The sequence below is a fragment of the Nocardioides alkalitolerans DSM 16699 genome (assembly GCF_000426525.1).
Lineage (GTDB): Bacteria > Actinomycetota > Actinomycetes > Propionibacteriales > Nocardioidaceae > Nocardioides > Nocardioides alkalitolerans.
Window position 1 is genome coordinate 169,815 of the sequence record NZ_AUFN01000013.1, and the last position, 16,173, is coordinate 185,987.

Annotated in this window: 12 protein-coding genes; 1 reads left to right on the plus strand and 11 read right to left on the minus strand. The window is 72.9% G+C overall.

What is annotated here, in order from left to right; translation table 11 throughout:
- Positions 1–14: 14 nt before the first annotated feature.
- The 11 genes from K329_RS0112750 to K329_RS0112800 all read right to left on the minus strand — a co-directional run bounded on the left by K329_RS0112750 (position 15) and on the right by K329_RS0112800 (position 14,634).
- Positions 15–1,298, minus strand: coding sequence for a thymidine phosphorylase (locus K329_RS0112750; protein ID WP_028473340.1), 1,284 nt, complete (start codon positions 1,296–1,298; stop codon positions 15–17).
- Between the two features lie 20 nt (positions 1,299–1,318).
- Positions 1,319–2,563, minus strand: coding sequence for a cytochrome P450 (locus tag K329_RS0112755; RefSeq protein ID WP_028473341.1), 1,245 nt, complete (start codon positions 2,561–2,563; stop codon positions 1,319–1,321).
- Entirely contained in the window at positions 2,535–2,945 is a 411-nt protein-coding gene (locus K329_RS0112760; protein ID WP_028473342.1) for a cytidine deaminase, read from the minus strand. The genes K329_RS0112755 and K329_RS0112760 overlap by 29 nt, the downstream gene beginning before the upstream one ends.
- Positions 2,942–4,210 carry an ABC transporter permease gene (locus K329_RS0112765; RefSeq protein WP_028473343.1) on the minus strand — a complete coding sequence of 423 codons (1,269 nt, stop codon included), beginning with the start codon at positions 4,208–4,210 and terminating at the stop codon, positions 2,942–2,944. Before K329_RS0112765 ends, K329_RS0112760 begins: the two co-directional genes overlap by 4 nt.
- Positions 4,207–5,319, minus strand: a complete 1,113-nt coding sequence (locus K329_RS0112770) for an ABC transporter permease (protein WP_028473344.1) — start codon at positions 5,317–5,319, stop codon at positions 4,207–4,209. Before K329_RS0112770 ends, K329_RS0112765 begins: the two co-directional genes overlap by 4 nt.
- Positions 5,316–6,881, minus strand: coding sequence for an ABC transporter ATP-binding protein (locus K329_RS26630; RefSeq protein ID WP_245596547.1), 1,566 nt, complete (start codon positions 6,879–6,881; stop codon positions 5,316–5,318). Before K329_RS26630 ends, K329_RS0112770 begins: the two co-directional genes overlap by 4 nt.
- A 102-nt stretch (positions 6,882–6,983) precedes the next feature.
- Positions 6,984–8,048 carry a BMP family lipoprotein gene (locus K329_RS0112780; protein ID WP_028473345.1) on the minus strand — a complete coding sequence of 355 codons (1,065 nt, stop codon included), beginning with the start codon at positions 8,046–8,048 and terminating at the stop codon, positions 6,984–6,986.
- Between the two features lie 239 nt (positions 8,049–8,287).
- Positions 8,288–9,475: an amidohydrolase gene (locus K329_RS26635; protein ID WP_043643397.1), complete on the minus strand. Its 1,188-nt coding sequence runs from the start codon at positions 9,473–9,475 to the stop codon at positions 8,288–8,290.
- 68 nt (positions 9,476–9,543) lie between these two features.
- Positions 9,544–10,524: a methylmalonyl Co-A mutase-associated GTPase MeaB gene (meaB, locus tag K329_RS0112790; RefSeq protein ID WP_028473346.1), complete on the minus strand. Its 981-nt coding sequence runs from the start codon at positions 10,522–10,524 to the stop codon at positions 9,544–9,546.
- A gap of 61 nt (positions 10,525–10,585) precedes the next feature.
- Complete coding sequence (scpA, locus tag K329_RS0112795; RefSeq protein WP_028473347.1) at positions 10,586–12,751, minus strand: methylmalonyl-CoA mutase; 2,166 nt, start codon at positions 12,749–12,751, stop codon at positions 10,586–10,588.
- Positions 12,748–14,634: a methylmalonyl-CoA mutase family protein gene (locus tag K329_RS0112800; RefSeq protein ID WP_052336834.1), complete on the minus strand. Its 1,887-nt coding sequence runs from the start codon at positions 14,632–14,634 to the stop codon at positions 12,748–12,750. Before K329_RS0112800 ends, scpA begins: the two co-directional genes overlap by 4 nt.
- A gap of 226 nt (positions 14,635–14,860) precedes the next feature.
- Here K329_RS0112800 and K329_RS0112805 point away from each other — a divergent pair, with 226 nt between their 5' ends.
- Positions 14,861–16,087 (plus strand): acetyl-CoA C-acetyltransferase, encoded by a 1,227-nt coding sequence (locus tag K329_RS0112805; RefSeq protein ID WP_028473349.1) that lies wholly within the window; start codon positions 14,861–14,863, stop codon positions 16,085–16,087.
- The last annotated feature ends 86 nt before the right edge of the window (positions 16,088–16,173 follow it).

The window sequence follows — 16,173 nt, forward strand, 5'->3', positions numbered from 1 at the left end:
GGCCCGACCGAGGGTCAGCCGATGCGGTCGATGACGAGCGGCGAGACGGGCGCGGGGCCGTCGCCGACGTCGTACCCACCCTCGAGCGACGCCAGCGCGCGGTCGAAGCGCTCCGGCTCGTCGGTGAGCAGCGTGAAGAGCGGCTGGCCCTCGACGACCCGGTCGCCGGGGCGGGCGTGCCAGACGACGCCGGCGCCGGCCTGCACCGGGTCCTCCTTGCGGGCGCGCCCGGCACCGAGGCGCCACGCGGCCAGGCCGACGGCCATGGCGTCGAGGCGGTGCAGCGTGCCGCTCGCGGGGGCCGGTACGACGTGCTGCTCGCGGGCGGTGGGCAGCGGGGCGTCCGGGTCGCCGCCCTGGGCCGCGATCATGGCCCTCCAGGCGTCCATCGCGGAGCCGTCGGCCAGCTTGGCGGCGGGGTCGACGTCGTCGACGCCGGCGGCCAGGAGCATCTCGCGGGCGAGCGCCACGGTCAGCTCGACGACGTCGGCCGGCCCGCCGCCGGCGAGCACCTCGACCGACTCGGCGACCTCGATCGCGTTGCCTGCGGTGAGGCCGAGCGGCGTGCTCATGTCGGTCAGGAGCGCCACGGTGCGCACGCCGGCGTCGGTGCCCAGGGCCACCATCGTCTCGGCGAGCTCGCGGGCCCGCTCGACGGACTTCATGAAGGCGCCCGTGCCGACCTTGACGTCGAGCACGAGCGCGCCCGTGCCCTCCGCGATCTTCTTGCTCATGATCGAGCTGGCGATGAGCGGGATGGCCTCGACGGTGCCGGTGACGTCGCGCAGGGCGTAGAGCTTCTTGTCGGCCGGGGCGAGACCGTCGCCGGCGGCGCAGATGACCGCGCCGACCGACTCGAGCTGCGCCATCATCTCGTCGTTGCTGAGCGCGGCGCGCCAGCCCGGGATGGACTCGAGCTTGTCGAGCGTGCCCCCGGTGTGGCCGAGACCGCGCCCGGAGAGCTGCGGGACGGCGATGCCGCAGGCGGCCACGAGGGGCGCCAGGGGCAGCGTGATCTTGTCGCCGACGCCGCCGGTGGAGTGCTTGTCGGAGGTGCCCCGGCTGAGCGAGGAGAAGTCCATCCGCTCCCCCGACGCGATCATGGCCCCGGTCCAGCGGGCGATCTCGCGGCGGTTCATGCCGTTGAGGAGGATGGCCATGGCCAGGGCCGACATCTGCTCGTCGGCGACGTCGCCGCGCGTGTAGGCGTCGATGACCCAGTCGATCTGGCTGTCGCTCAGCTCTCCTGCGTCCCGCTTGGCGGTGATGACCTCGATGGCGTCGTGTGGGCTGCTCACCGGTGCACCCTACGCAATCCTCAGGCCGTCGCCACGCGGGCGCCGGCGACGCCGACCGGCACCGCCTCGTTGCCCCGCAGCACGAACGTGCCGCGCGAGACCGGCTCCCCGACCAGCTCGAGGTCCGGCAGCCGGGTGAGCAGCAGCGACAGCGACTCCACCAGCTCCATCCGCGCCAACGGCGCGCCCAGGCAGAAGTGCAGGCCGGCGCCGAACGCGACGTGCGGGTTGGGGTCCCGGGAGGGCACGAAGGTGTCGGCGTCGTCGAAGACGGCGGGGTCGCGGTTGGCGGCCCCGAGCAGCGCGGCCACCTTCTGGCCCTCGCGCACGACGACCGTCCCGTCGCCGGCGGGCAGCTCGACGTCGGCGGTGGCGGTGCGCTCGAAGAGGTGCAGCGCCGAGTCGAAGCGGAGCATCTCCTCGACCAGCACCGGCACGCCGTCGAGCTCGCCCCGGCGGGCGGCGGTGCGCACCTCGTCGGCGGCGTCGGAGCGGAGCAGGCCCACGAGCCCGTTGCCGAACACGTTGACCGAGGCCTCGTGGCCGGCGTTGAGCAGCAGCACGGCGGAGGCGACGACCTCGTCCTCGGTGAGCCTCTGGTCGCCCTCGCGGGCGGCGACGAGGTCGCTGAGCAGGTCGTCCTGCGGCGCCCCGGCGCGTTCCCGGGCCAGCTCGCGCACCGCGCCGGCGAACGCGTCGGCCGCGGCGATCGCGGCGGCCTGCGTCGCGGGGCTCGGCGACGGCTCGTACATGCGCACGATGGCCTGCGACCAGTCGCGCAGGTCGGGGGCCAGCTCCGTCGGCACGCCGAGCAGCTCGGCGATCACCAGCACGGGCAGCGGCTCGGCGTACGCGCCGATGACGTCGAACCCGCCGGGCGCGGCCGGGTCGACCTCGTCGAGCAGGCTCGCGGCCAGCTCACGGACGCGGGGGCGCAGCCGCTCCACGTGGCCGCGGGCGAACGCGCCGGCGACGAGGCGCCGCAGCCGCGTGTGGTCGGGCGGCTCGTTCTCCATCATCTGGTTGCGGTGGAGCAGGTTGAACGGCTCGAGGTACGCCGCCGGCTCCCGGTCGCGCCACAGCCGACCGAGGCGACGGTTGCGCAGCACGGCGCTCACCGACGCGTGGTCGAAGGTCAGCCAGACCTCGCGGTCGGGCTGCCAGGCCACCGCGTGCCGCTCGCGCTCGGCGGCCAGCAGCGGGTACGGGTCGGCGACCAGCTCGGGCGAGCCCAGGTCAAGAGAGGTCGTCGGGACCGAAAGCATCGGGAAGCACCTCGTCCATCCGTCGGATCCCCGACACGGTCATCAGCAGCAGGTCGCGCCCGCCGTTCTCGAACAACAGCTGGCGGCAGCGACCGCACGGCATGATCACCGCGTCGTCGCCGTTGACGCACACGAAGTGGGTCAGCCGCCCGCCCCCGCTCAGGTGCAGCTGGGAGACCAGCCCGCACTCCGCGCAGAGGCCCACGCCGTACGACGCGTTCTCGACGTTGCAGCCGACGACCAGGCGGCCGTCGTCGACGAGCGCGGCTGCGCCCACCCGGAACTTCGAGTAGGGCACGTAGGCGTGCGTGGCGGCCTCGACCGCCTCCGCCTTGAGGCGCTCCCAGACCTCCCCGTCGACCTGGGCCTCGGGGCCGGTCACCCGGCTGAGCCCTTGCGATAGACCTCGCCCACCGCCGCGGGCGCCCTCAGTCGTTGGGCGGCCGCGGTGAGCACGAGCAGCGTGATCACGTACGGCGTCATGCGCGTGAAGTCGCCCGGCACGGTGTCGGTGCTGAGGTAGACCGCGAACAGTGCGGCCGCTCCGACGACGAGCGCGCCGGCGGTGACGAAGCCGCCGCGACGCACCTGCCACACGGCCAGGGCGACGCCGACCACCGCGAGGAGCAGCAGCAGCGCGTGCACCGAGGTGCCGCCCTGGCGCAGGCCGAGGGTCTCGGTGTAGCCGAAGAGGCCGGAGCCGGCGAGCAGGCCGCCGGGACGCCAGTTGCCGAAGATCATGGCGGCGAGGCCGATGTAGCCGCGACCACCCGTCTGGCCGTCGCGGTAGTTGCTCGAGGCCACGATCGCGAGGAACCCGCCCGCCAGGCCGGCGAGGCCGCCCGACACGAGCACGGCGATGAACTTGTAGCGCAGCACCGCGACACCGAGGGTCTCGGCCGCCGACGGGCTCTCGCCGCAGGAGCGCAGGCGCAGGCCGAACGAGGTGCGCCACAGCACCCACCAGGTGCCGAGCACGAGCAGCAGACCGATGACGACGAGCCACGAGAGGTTGGTCGTGAGGGCCCGCAGCACGGCGCCGAGCTGGGAGACGAAGAAGAGGTCCGTGTCCTCCATCGAGCCGAAGGCGTCGCTCAGCGGGCCGATGGTGATGGTGGGGATGTCGCCGATCTTCGGGGACTGGGTCTGGCCGCCGCCCTCGAGGCCGACGAACGTGAGCGACGCCAGGTACTGCACCGCGCCGAGCGCGATGATGTTGATCGCGACACCGGAGATGATGTGGTCGACGCCGAAGACGACCGTGGCGACCGCGTGGATGAGGCCGCCGATCATGCCCATCCCGATCGCGCCGAGGATGCCGACCCACGGGCCGTAGTGGTAGCCGAAGAACCCGGCCCCATAGGTGCCGAGGATCATCATGCCCTCGAGGCCGATGTTCACGACGCCGGCCCGCTCCGACCACAGACCGCCGAGACCGGCGAGCAGGATCGGCATGACGGCGATGAACGTGGCCCCGATCGCGCCCGACGACGTGAGGTCGGACGCCCCCGTCACGACCTCGAGCACCGACATGAGCACCAGCACGGCGAGGAAGCCGACGAGCACCCAGCGCCAGCGGCGGGTACGCCCGGACACGGCGCGCTTCTTCTTCGGCGTCTCGGCGGGAGACGTGGTCGTCGCGCTCATCGGGCGACCTCCTCGGTCTGCTTGCTGGTCGTTCGCATGGCCTCAAGCTCGGCGGCGACGCGGCGCTGCTCGAGCTTGACGCCGTAGCGACGGACGATCTCGTAGGACACGACCACGGTGAGCACGATGACGCCCTGGGTGATGGCGACGATGTCGGGCGAGACGCCGACGAGGATCTGCAGCGGGTTGGACTGCTCGTCGAGGTAGGCGAAGAGCAGCGCACCGAGCGCGATCCCGACGGGGTGGTTGCGGCCGAGCAGCGCGATCGCGATGCCCGCGAAGCCGAGGCCCGACTGGAACGTCGAGCCGTAGTTGTAGGCGCTGCCGAACAGGATCGGGAGACCGACGAGGCCCGCGATCGCGCCCGACGCCATCATCGTCAGGATCGTCATGCGCTTGACGCTGACGCCGCTGGCGACCGCGGCGGTGCTCGAGGCACCGGTCGCGCGCAGGTCGAAGCCGAAGCGGGTCTTGTTGAGCACGAACCAGTAGGCCAGCCCGGCGAGCACCGAGAAGACGATGAAGCCGTAGACCTGCGCCGGCGCGTCACCGATGCTGAAGCCGCCGATGCGGGAGCCCTCGGGGATCAGCTTCGTGCCGATGATGTTGCTGCCCTGCTCGCGCACGGCCAGCTTGGCCAGCAGGAACGCGACCAGCGACGTGGCGATGAAGTTGAGCATGATCGTCGCGATGACCTCGCTGACGCCACGGGTGGCCTTCAGCAGGCCCGCGAAGCCGGCCCAGAGGGCGCCGGCCACCATGGCGGCCACGATGGCGAGCGCGGTGTTGAGGTAGCCCGGGAGCCACGCCTCGCCCGCGACGACCGCCGCGGCGAACACCGCGACGCGGTACTGGCCGTCGACACCGATGTTGAAGAGGTTCATCCGGAAGCCGATGGAGACGGCCAGCGCGGAGAAGAACAGCACCATCGCGTTGTTGATGATGTTCACCTGGTTGCGCTGCTCGGGCCACGAGATGAGCGTGGACCACACCTCGCCGACGGGGTCGCCCGCGGCGATCAGCACGAGGCTGGTGATGCCGAAGGCGAGGGCGAGCGCCAGCAGCGGCGCCCCCAGCCCCAGCAGGAACTTGGTCAGCCGTACGTTCACGCGGTCGCCTCCTGAGCGCCGGTCATCGCCGATCCGAGCCGGTCGGGCGTGACGTCGGACGGGTCGAAGCTGCCCACGAGGCGGCCTCGCAGGATCACCTCGATCCGGTCGGACAGCCCGATGAGCTCGTCGAGGTCGGCGGAGATGAGGAGCACCGCGAGGCCGAGCCTCCGGGCGTTCTTGATGTGGTCCCAGATCGCGCCCTGGGCCCCGACGTCCACGCCGCGCGTGGGGTGGGCGGCGATGAGCAGGACCGGGTCGCCGCTCATCTCGCGCCCGACGATGAGCTTCTGCTGGTTGCCGCCCGACAGCGCGCGCGCCAGCACGTCCGGGCCGGGGGTGCGCACGTCGTACGCCTCGATGATGCGCTGGGTGTCCGCGACCGCGGCGCGGCGGCGGATGAGGCCGCGGGCCGCGCTCGGCTTGCGCGTCTGGTGGCCGAGCACCCGGTTCTCCCACAGCGGCGCGTCGAGCAGCAGGCCGTGGCGGTGCCGGTCCTCCGGCACGTAGCCGATGCCCGCCTCGCGGCGGCGGTGGGTGGAGAAACCGGAGATGTCGACGTCGGCGAGCGTGATCGTGCCGGTCGAGCCGGGCCGCATGCCCATGATGGCCTCGACGAGCTCGGCCTGGCCGTTGCCCTCGACGCCCGCGATGCCGAGCACCTCGCCGCGGTGGATGTCGAAGGAGACGTCGGAGAGGAGCGGGCGGCCGCCGGCGGAGTCGGCCAGCCCCATGCCACGCACCGAGAGCAGCACCTGGTCGGTGACCGTGGAGGCCTCCGTGCTCGGCGTGGGCAGCTCGGCGCCGACCATCAGCTCGGCGAGCTGGCGGGAGGTGACGGAGCCGGGGTCGACGGTCGCGACCGTCGTGCCGCGGCGGACGACGGTGATCTCGTCGGCGACGGAGAGCACCTCGTCGAGCTTGTGGGAGATGAAGATGACGCTGAGGCCCTCGCGCTTGAGCTCGCGCAGGTTGCCGAAGAGCTCGTCGACCTCCTGCGGCACGAGCACCGCGGTGGGCTCGTCGAGGATGATCACCTTCGCGCCGCGGTAGAGCACCTTGAGGATCTCGACCCGCTGCCGCGCACCGACGCCCAGGTCCTCGACCCGACGGTCGGGGTCGACCCCGAGGCCGTAGGCGTCGGAGATCGCCCGGATCTCCGTGCGCGCCTTGCCGCCGATGCCGTGCATCTTCTCGGCGCCGAGCACGACGTTCTCGAGCACGGTCAGGTTGTCGGCCAGCATGAAGTGCTGGAACACCATGCCGATGCCCTCGCGGATGGCGTCGGCCGGCGACGACAGCGCGACCTCGGTGCCCCCGACCTCGATGGTGCCCGAGTCCGGCGCCTGCACGCCGTAGAGGATCTTCATCAGCGTCGACTTGCCGGCGCCGTTCTCCCCGACGATCGCGTGGATGCTGCCCCGCGCCACGTCGATGTTGATGTCGTCGTTGGCGATGACGCCGGGGAAGCGCTTGCCGATGCCCCGGAGCCGGACGGCCGGGACGCCCGAGGGCGTGGTCGTCGTCTTCTCCAGGTCCGCGGGCGGGGGGCTGCTCGTCACAGGTTGTGCCTTCCGAACGGGTGGCGGGCCCACGGACGAGGAATCGTCCGCAGGCCCGCCACCGTGCTGGTCGTGCTGTTCACCAAGCTGGATCCGTCACGCTCACGGAGCGTCGGGAACCGTGATCTCGCCGTCGATGATCTGCTGCTTGAACTCGTCGAGCTGCGTCTCGAACTCGCCGATCAGCGCCTCGTTGGCCGTCGAGTAGCCGACGCCGTCGACCGAGAGGTCGTACGTCGTCGTGCCGGGCTCGACCTCGCCGTCGTTCTCCACGAACTCCGTGAGGAACGTGTAGACCGCGACGTCGACGTTCTTCAGCATGGACGTGAAGATGACGTCCTGGACGCTCGGGTCGGCGGTGTTGTACTGGTCGGAGTCGACGCCGATCGCCAGGTTGTCGGACTCGGCAGCGGCCTCGAAGACGCCACCACCGGAGCCACCGGCAGCGTGGTAGACGATGTCGGCGCCGCCGTCGAACATGCCCTGGGCCGCGGTCTTGCCACGGGCCGGGTCGGCGAAGCCGGAGAAGTCCGGGACCTGGGTGAGGTACGTGACGTCGACCTCGATGTCCGGGTTGACCGCCTCGGCGCCCGCGACGTAGCCCGCCTCGAACTTCTGGATGAGCGGGGTCTCGACGCCGCCGACGAAGCCGACGGTGCCGGTCTCCGACTTCAGGGCCGCGGCCGCGCCGACCAGGAACGAGCCCTGCTCCTCGGCGAAGACGAGGTTGGAGACGTTGTCGAGCTCGTTGGCCGAGTCGTCGATGATCGCGAAGTGGACCTCGGGGTACTCCGCCGCCACGACGCCGACGGCGCTCGAGTAGGCGAAGCCGACCGCGACGATCGGGTCGAACCCGGCCTCGGCGAAGGTGCGCAGGCGCTCCTCGCGGGCGGTCTCCGCCTCGCCGTCCTCGGCCTCGGACTCGGACGACTCGACGCCGTACTCCTCGATCGCCTGGTCGAGACCGGCGGCGGCGGAGTCGTTGAACGACTGGTCGCCACGCCCGCCGACGTCGTACGCCAGGCCGACCTTGACGTCGGAGCCGCTGCCGTCGCCGCCGCCACCTCCGCCGTTGCCCGAGTCGCCGTCGTCGCTGTTGCTGCCGCATCCGGTGAGAACCAGGATGCTCGCGGCGGCTGCCGCCGCGAACTTCGTCGTGCGCCCCACGACGCCTCCTCTGAGAATCAGTGCGCCGGCCAGTCGCCCGCGCAACGCGGCTCACCCTAGTACCGGTGAAACCGCCGTCACGACCAAACCGGGGCAGTCATGACCGAACTGTTACTCAGTGTTGACCGGGGACGTGTTCACGGTGGCCTTCTGCCCTGGGCAGGCACGAAACGAGCGGTTCACCGCCCCGTCGGTGGCCGCCGTCGGCCGACCGTCCGGACCCCCGTTCAGCCCCCCGTTCAGGCCGGGCGACGGTCCTCGAGGGCCTCGAGCGCGGCGACGGCGAGCAGGCCCGCGCCGAGCGTCACGGCGCGCTCGTCGACGACGAGGTCGCCCTGGTGCAGGTCGTAGGTGCGGCCGCCCGGGGTGCGGGTGCCGAGCCGGGCCAGCGCGCCGGGCACGTGCTGGAGGTACCAGCCGAAGTCCTCGCCGCCCAGGCTCTGCTGGGTGCCGGTGGCGCCGCTGGGGCCCATGACCGAGACCGCGGCGCGGCGGAGCACGGCGGTGGCGTCGGCGTCGTTGACCACGGGCGGCACGCCGCGCTGGTAGTGGACCTCGGCCTCCACGCCGTACGGCGCGGCCAGCAGCCCGACCGCGCGCCGCACCACGTCCTCGGCCACCGCCCACGCCTCGGCGTCGAGCATGCGCACGGTGCCGGACATGCGGCCGTCGGCGGGGATGACGTTCTGCGCGACCCCGGCCTCGACCTGGCCCCAGACGACGCTGACGCCCGCCCGGGGGTCGATGCGGCGCGACAGCACGGCGGGCAGCTCGGTCAGCAGCTTGCCGAGCGCGAAGGTGAGGTCCTCCGTGAGGTGGGGGCGCGACGTGTGGCCGCCGCGGCCGTGGAGGTGCACGACGAGCGAGTCGGCGGCGCCGGTGACGGGCCCCTCGCGCAGCCCGACCTGGCCGACGTCGAGCGACGGGTCGCAGTGGAGCGCGAAGATCATCTCCACGTCCTTGAGCGCGTCGGTGGTGAGCACCTCGAGCGCTCCGCCGGGCATGACCTCCTCGGCGGGCTGGAAGATCAGGCGCACCCGGCCCGGCAGGGCGCCGCGGCCGGCCAGCTCGTGCAGCGTGAGCGCCGCACCGAGCAGGGCGGTGGCGTGCAGGTCGTGGCCGCAGGCGTGGGCCGCTCCCGGCGTGGTGCTGCACCAGGGCAGCTCGGTGCGGTCGTCCAGCGGCAGGGCGTCGATGTCGCCGCGCAGGGCGACGACCGGGCCGGGCAGGTCGGGGTCGCCGACCTCGGCGACCAGGCCGCTGCGCGTGAGCAGGCGGTAGCGGATGCCCGCGGCGTCGAGCCGCTGGGCGAGGAGCGCCGTCGTGCGGCTCTCGTGCCAGGACAGCTCGGGGTGGGCATGGAGATCGCGACGGACCGCGACCAGCTCGTCCGCCAGGGCGGTGAGGATCTCGGAGGTCGCGTGCACGAGCGGGAACGCTACCGGAGCGGGGTACGGCGCCCGCGGCGGCGTCTCAGCACCGCTCGCTGCACCGCTCACCCCTCGTCGTAGGCGGCGACGATGCGGTCGGCCGCCTCGGGCGCCGCGATGTCGCCCGCGAGCACCGCCCGACGGACCTCGTCGCGCACCCGCGCGACCCCCGGGGAGCGTCGCAGGCGCTGGTCGAGCTCGTCGCGCACGAGGGCCCAGGTGAACTCGTGCTGCTGCACGGCGCGCTTGTGGGCCAGGCCCTCGGTGCCGAGGTGCTCGCCGTGGGCGAGCACGCGGGCCCACACCTCGTCGACCCCGTGGCCGGTGAGCCCGGCGCAGGTGAGCACCGGCGGCGCCCACTCCCCCTTGCCGTGCACGAGCCGCAGCGCACCGGCCAGCTCGCGGGCCGCCCCCTTCGCCTCGACCTCGCGGTCGCCGTCGGCCTTGTTCACGGCGATCACGTCGGCGATCTCGAGGATGCCCTTCTTGATGCCCTGCAGCTGGTCGCCGGTGCGGGCCAGGGTGAGGAACAGGAAGGTGTCGACCATCCCCGCCACCGTCACCTCGGACTGGCCGACGCCGACCGTCTCGACGAGCACCACGTCGTACCCCGCCGCCTCGAGCACGATCATCGCCTGCGTCGTCGCACGGGCGACGCCGCCGAGGGTGCCGGCCGAGGGCGAGGGCCGGATGTACGCCGCGGGGTCGGCCGCCAGCTGCGCCATCCGGGTCTTGTCGCCCAGCACGGAGCCGCCGGTGCGCACCGACGACGGGTCGACGGCGAGCACGCCCACCTGCTGGCCCTGGCCCGTGAGCATCGTGCCGAGCGACTCGATGAAGGTGGACTTGCCGACGCCCGGGACGCCGGAGACGCCCACCCGCACCGCTCCCCCGGCCCGGGGCGTGAGGATCGCCAGCAGCTCGCGGGCGGCGTCGCGGTGGGCGGGCAGCGACGACTCGACGAGCGTGATGGCGCGCGAGACGTCGGCCCGACGGCCGGCGGCGATGCCGTCGACCAGGGCCGCGACGTCGACGGGGCGCGCCATCAGGCGGCCCCGCCCGGACGACGCGGGAGGTGACGCACGGGGTGGTCGGGGACGGCGGCGCTCACGCGTCGAGCTGGGCCCGGAGCTTCGCGAGCAGGTCGAGACCCGCGTCGGCGATGACCGAGCCGGGCGGGAACACGGCCGCGGCACCCATGTCGAGGAGCGTCGGCACGTCGTCGGGCGGGATGACGCCGCCGATGACGATCATGATGTCCTCGCGCCCCTGCTCCGCGAGCGCCGTGCGCAGCGCCGGGAGCAGGGCGAGGTGGCCGGCCGCGAGCGAGCTGACGCCGACGACGTGCACGTCGGCGTCGACCGCCTGCTGGGCGACCTCCTCGGGGGTCGAGAACAGCGGGCCCACGTCGACGTCGAAGCCCATGTCGGCGAAGGCCGTGACGACGACCTTCTGGCCGCGGTCGTGGCCGTCCTGGCCCATCTTGGCGACGAGGATGCGGGGGCGACGGCCCTCGGCCTCCTCGAACGCGGCGGTGGCCTCGAGGACCTCGCCGAGCTTGCCGGCCGAGCCGGCCTCCTCGCGGTACACGCCGGAGATCGTACGGATCGTCGCCTGGTGGCGGCCGTAGACCTTCTCCAGGGCGTCCGAGATCTCCCCGACGGTGGCCTTCGCCCGGGCGGCGTCGACCGCGAGGGCGAGGAGGTTGCCGTCGAGCGACCCCTTGGTGGCCCCGCGGTCGGCCGAGTTCGTCAGGGCCTCGAGCGTGCGCCGTACCTCGTCGTCGTCGCGCTCGGCCCGCAGCCGCTCCAGCTTCGCGAGCTGGCGCTTGTAGACGTCGTCGTTGTCGACGCGCAGGACCTCGAGCGGGTCCTCGTCGGCGAGCCGGTAGGTGTTGACGCCGATCAGCTTCTGGGTGCCGGCGTCGAGGCGCGCCTGCGTGCGGGCCGCGGCCTCCTCGATGCGCATCTTCGGGATGCCCTGCTCGATCGCCTTCGCCATACCGCCCGCGCGCTCGGCCTCCTGGATGTGGCCCCACGCGCGCTCGGCCAGGTCGTGCGTGAGCCGCTCGACGTAGTAGGAGCCGGCCCAGGGGTCGATGATCCCGGTCGTGCCGCTCTCCTGCTGCAGCAGCAGCTGGGTGTTGCGGGCGATGCGGGCCGAGAAGTCGGTCGGCAGCGCGATCGCCTCGTCGAGCGCGTTCGTGTGCAGCGACTGCGTGTGCCCCTGGGTGGAGGCCATGGCCTCGATGCACGTGCGGCCCACGTTGTTGAAGACGTCCTGCGCGGTGAGCGACCAGCCCGAGGTCTGCGAGTGCGTGCGCAGCGAGAGCGACTTCGGGTTCTGCGGGTCGAACTGGCGCACGAGGCGCGACCACAGCGCCCGGGCCGCGCGCATCTTGGCGACCTCCATGAAGAAGTTCATCCCGATGGCCCAGAAGAACGACAGCCGCGGCGCGAACTGGTCGATCGTCATGCCCGTCTCCAGGCCCGCCCGGATGTACTCGACCCCGTCGGCCAGCGTGTAGGCCAGCTCGAGGTCGTTCGTCGCCCCGGCCTCCTGGATGTGGTAGCCGGAGATGGAGATCGAGTTGAAGCGCGGCATCTTCGCGGAGGTGTAGCTGAAGATGTCGGAGATGATCCGCATCGACGGCGCCGGCGGGTAGATGTAGGTGTTGCGGACCATGAACTCCTTGAGGATGTCGTTCTGGATGGTCCCCGCGAGCTGCTCCGGCTTCACCCCCTGCTCCTCGGCCGCCACGATGTAGAGGGCGAGCACCGGCAGCACCGCGCCGTTCATCGTCATCGACACGCTCATCTCGTCGAGCGGGATGCCGTCGAAGAGGGTGCGGGTGTCGTAGATCGAGTCGATCGCCACGCCGGCCATGCCGACGTCGCCGCGCACGCGCGGGTGGTCGGAGTCGTAGCCGCGGTGCGTCGCGAGATCGAACGCGACCGAGAGGCCCTTCTGGCCCGCCTTGAGGTTGCGGCGGTAGAAGGCGTTCGACTCCTCGGCGGTGGAGAACCCGGCGTACTGCCGGATCGTCCACGGCTGGGTCGTGTACATCGTCGGGTAGGGCCCGCGCAGGAACGGGGCGAGGCCCGGCCACGTGTCGAGGCCGTCGAGGCCGGCCAGGTGCTCGGGCCCGTACGCCGGGAGCACGCCGATGCCCTCGGGGGCCGCCCAGGGCCCGCCCGCGTCGCTCACTGTGGTCGGCGGCGGCGTGCCGTCCCCGACGAGCGGCAGTCCCGCGAAGCTCTCCGGAATGCTCATGCCAGCTTCTCCCTCGTCCGCGTCAGGAAGTCCAGGGCGTCCACGCCCATGGCGACCGCGTCGTCGACCCTGAGGTCGCCGGCCTTGCCGGCGACGACCACCCAGGTCGCACCGGCCTCGCGCAGGGCGGCGACCGCGTCGGCGCCCCAGGCGTCGTACGCCTTGTCGTTGCCCGCCAGGCAGACCACCGGCTGCTCGCCGGCCACCGGGCGGTAGGCCGCGACGAGCTCGTCGACGCCGTCGGTCGCGCCGGCCACGTGCGTGTCGATCCCGCCGGCCGCGAGCAGGTTGCCCACGAACGTCGCGCGGGCGGTGTGGGCCGCGATCGGGCCGAGCGTCGCGACGAAGACGGGGCGGGACGCGGGCGCGTCGCGCAGGGCCTCGTACGACGCGCCGTACCGGCGGACCGCGTCGGAGCCGGTCCAGTCGGCCGGGGTCGCCGCGCGCTCGGGGAGGGTCTCCCCCAGGTTCGGGAACTCGCTGACCCCGGTGAGGGGGCGCTTGCGCCGGGCGATCTCCTTCTCGCGGCGGGCCACGACGTCGTCGACGCGGGCCCGGAGCGAACCGTCGGCCAGGGCCGCCTCGACGCCGCCGGCCTCCTCGAGCAGCCCGAGCTCGGCCCACGCCGCGCGGGCCAGGTCGTCGGTGAGCCGCTCGACGGCGTACGAGCCGCCGGCGGGGTCCGCGACCTTCGCGACGTGCGACTCGTGGATGAGCAGCGAGGAGGTGTTGCGGGCGATGCGACGTCCGAGCCCGTCCGGCACGCCCAGCGGCGTGTCGAAGGGGTGCACGGTGACGGCGTCGGCGCCCGCGACGCCGGCGGCGAACGCGGCCACCGTGGTGCGGAGCATGTTCACCCAGGGGTCGTACTTGCTCATCATCGGCTGCGACGTGACGGCGTGCTGACGCTGCGCCGAGGCCTCGGGCGAGGCCCCGCTGAGCTCGGCGAGCCGGGCCCAGGTGCGGCGGGCGGCCCGCAGCTTGGCGATGGACGTGAACTGCTCGTCGGTCACCGCGAGGCGGAACTCCAGCAGGCCGAGCGCCTCGTCGACCGTCAGGCCGGTCGCGACGAGGGCCCGCAGGTAGGTCGCCCCGACCGCGAGCACGTAGCCGAGCTCCTGCGCGTCGGAGGCCCCGAGGTCGTGCAGGGCGGTGCCGTCGACGACGAGACCCAGCGTGCCGACCTCGCGGGCCAGCGGGACGACGGCGGCGACGACCGCGCCGACGTCGACCGCGGAGGCCGGGGCGTCGGCACCCAGCCGGACCCGGGCCCCGACGGGGTCGGCGCCGAGGTTGGTGCCGTCGGCGGGGGTGGTGCCGGCGTCGCGCAGCACGGCCGCGAGCGCCTCGGCCGCACCGACCGGGTCGGTGGGCGACTCGACGACGACGGGGGCGAGGTCGAGCAGCACGCCCGCGAGGGCCGCCGCGAGGTCGTCGCCCGGCAGGGCACCGCCCAGCCGGAACCAGAGCGACGTCGCGCCCGTCTCGAGCTCGGCGAGCACCGACTCGTTGAGCCCGGCGTTGCCGTCGGGACCACCGCTCCACGACGGACGGACGTCCCAGCCGATCTCGGGCCGCACGGCCGTGCGTCCCCGGGTGTACGGCGCGGCGCCCGGGCTGCCGGTGGGGGCCACGTCCTCGAGGTCGGCGGCCGAGCCGATGGGCGGGATCGCGACGCCCTCGAGGCTCGTGCGCGTCAGCTTCTCCCAGACGAGGGCGTCCGCGTCGTCCTCGGTGAGCCGGCGGCTCTTGCGCAGGACGGCCGCCGTGGCGCTCTCCCACTGCTCGCGCGAGTAGCGGTCCGCCTCGTCGACGAGGGCGAGCGACCCCTGCTCGGGCTCCAGCTCGGTCGGCTCGTCGAGCCCGCCTTCCAGATCGGTCATGGTCGGAACCATAGAAGGGAGTGACGCGCGTCTCCACCACCGGTCACGGATTGGTCTCGGCGGAACCGACCGATCGCTCGGTTCTACGCGGAATCCATGATCATGGTGTGACGAACGCCCCACCCTTTCGATCCCTGGCCGGATGACCGGGGAGGTGGCACGGTGGCGTCCGTCGACCCCGCCGGGGCCCCGACGTACGCCCGCACCCGCACCCCAGGAGCCACCGATGCCCGAGGCCGTGATCGTTTCCGTCGCCCGTTCCCCGATCGGCCGCGCCGGCAAGGGCTCCCTGAAGGACCTGCGTCCCGACGACCTCGCCGCCACGATCGTGCGCACCGCGCTCGACAAGATCCCGGCCCTCGACCCCGCGACGGTCGACGACCTCTACCTCGGCTGCGGGCTGCCCGGCGGCGAGTCGGGCTTCAACATGGCGCGGGTCGTCAACGTGATCAACGGGATGGACTCGGTGCCCGGCGCCACGGTCACCCGCTACTGCGCCTCGTCCGTGCAGACCACCCGCATGGCGTTCCACGCCATCAAGGCCGGCGAGGGCGACGTCTTCGTCTCGGCCGGCGTCGAGACGGTCTCGCGCTTCGGCAAGGGCACCTCCGACCACATCCCCCACACGGTCAACCACCTCTTCGACGACGCCCAGTCGCGCACGAAGGCCACCGCCGAGGCCGGCAACGGCGCCGGCGCGTGGCACGACCCGCGCGAGGACGGCCTCCTGCCCGACGCCTACATCGCCATGGGCGAGACCGCCGAGAACGTCGCGACCCTGCGCGGGCTGTCGCGCCAGGAGCTCGACGAGTTCGGCGTGCGGTCGCAGAACCTCGCCGAGCAGGCCATCGCCAACGGCTTCTGGGCCCGCGAGATCACCCCGGTCACGACGCCCGACGGCACGGTGGTCGGCGCCGACGACGGCCCGCGCGCCGGGGTCACGTACGACGGCATCAAGGACCTCAAGCCCGTCTTCCGCGCCGACGGCGTGGTGACGGCCGGCAACTGCTGCGCCCTCAACGACGGCGCCGCGGCCGTCGTCATCATGTCCGACACGAAGGCCGCCGAGCTCGGCCTGACGCCACTGGCCCGCATCGTCTCCACCGGGGTCTCCGGGCTCTCCCCCGAGATCATGGGCCTCGGGCCGGTCGAGGCCACCCGCAACGCGCTGCGGTACGCCGGCATGAGCATCGGCGACATCGACCTCGTCGAGATCAACGAGGCCTTCGCCGCGCAGGTCGTGCCCTCCTACCAGGACCTCGGCATCGACCTCGACCGCCTCAACGTCAACGGCGGCGCCATCGCGGTCGGCCACCCGTTCGGCATGACCGGGGCGCGCCTGCAGAACACGATGATCAACAGCCTCGACTGGCACGACAAGACCACCGGCCTCATCACCATGTGCGTCGGCGGCGGCCAGGGCATGGCGCTCATCCTCGAGCGGCTCGCCTGAGGCAGCGGTCGCGCGGGTGGCGGGGTCGTTCACACCCCCGCCACCTGGGTGCCACCGCGAGGACGTCCGGGCACGCGATGCTGCCC

Bases quoted from the DNA above. Each gene is read 5' to 3' on its own strand.
- K329_RS0112755 (WP_028473341.1), bottom strand. From the start codon at position 2,563: ATGCTTTCGGTCCCGACGACCTCTCTTGACCTGGGCTCGCCCGAGCTG.
- K329_RS0112765 (WP_028473343.1), bottom strand. From the start codon at position 4,210: ATGAGCGCGACGACCACGTCTCCCGCCGAGACGCCGAAGAAGAAGCGC.
- meaB (WP_028473346.1), bottom strand. From the start codon at position 10,524: ATGGCGCGCCCCGTCGACGTCGCGGCCCTGGTCGACGGCATCGCCGCC.
- scpA (WP_028473347.1), bottom strand. From the start codon at position 12,751: ATGAGCATTCCGGAGAGCTTCGCGGGACTGCCGCTCGTCGGGGACGGC.
- K329_RS0112800 (WP_052336834.1), bottom strand. From the start codon at position 14,634: ATGACCGATCTGGAAGGCGGGCTCGACGAGCCGACCGAGCTGGAGCCC.
- K329_RS0112805 (WP_028473349.1), top strand. From the start codon at position 14,861: ATGCCCGAGGCCGTGATCGTTTCCGTCGCCCGTTCCCCGATCGGCCGC.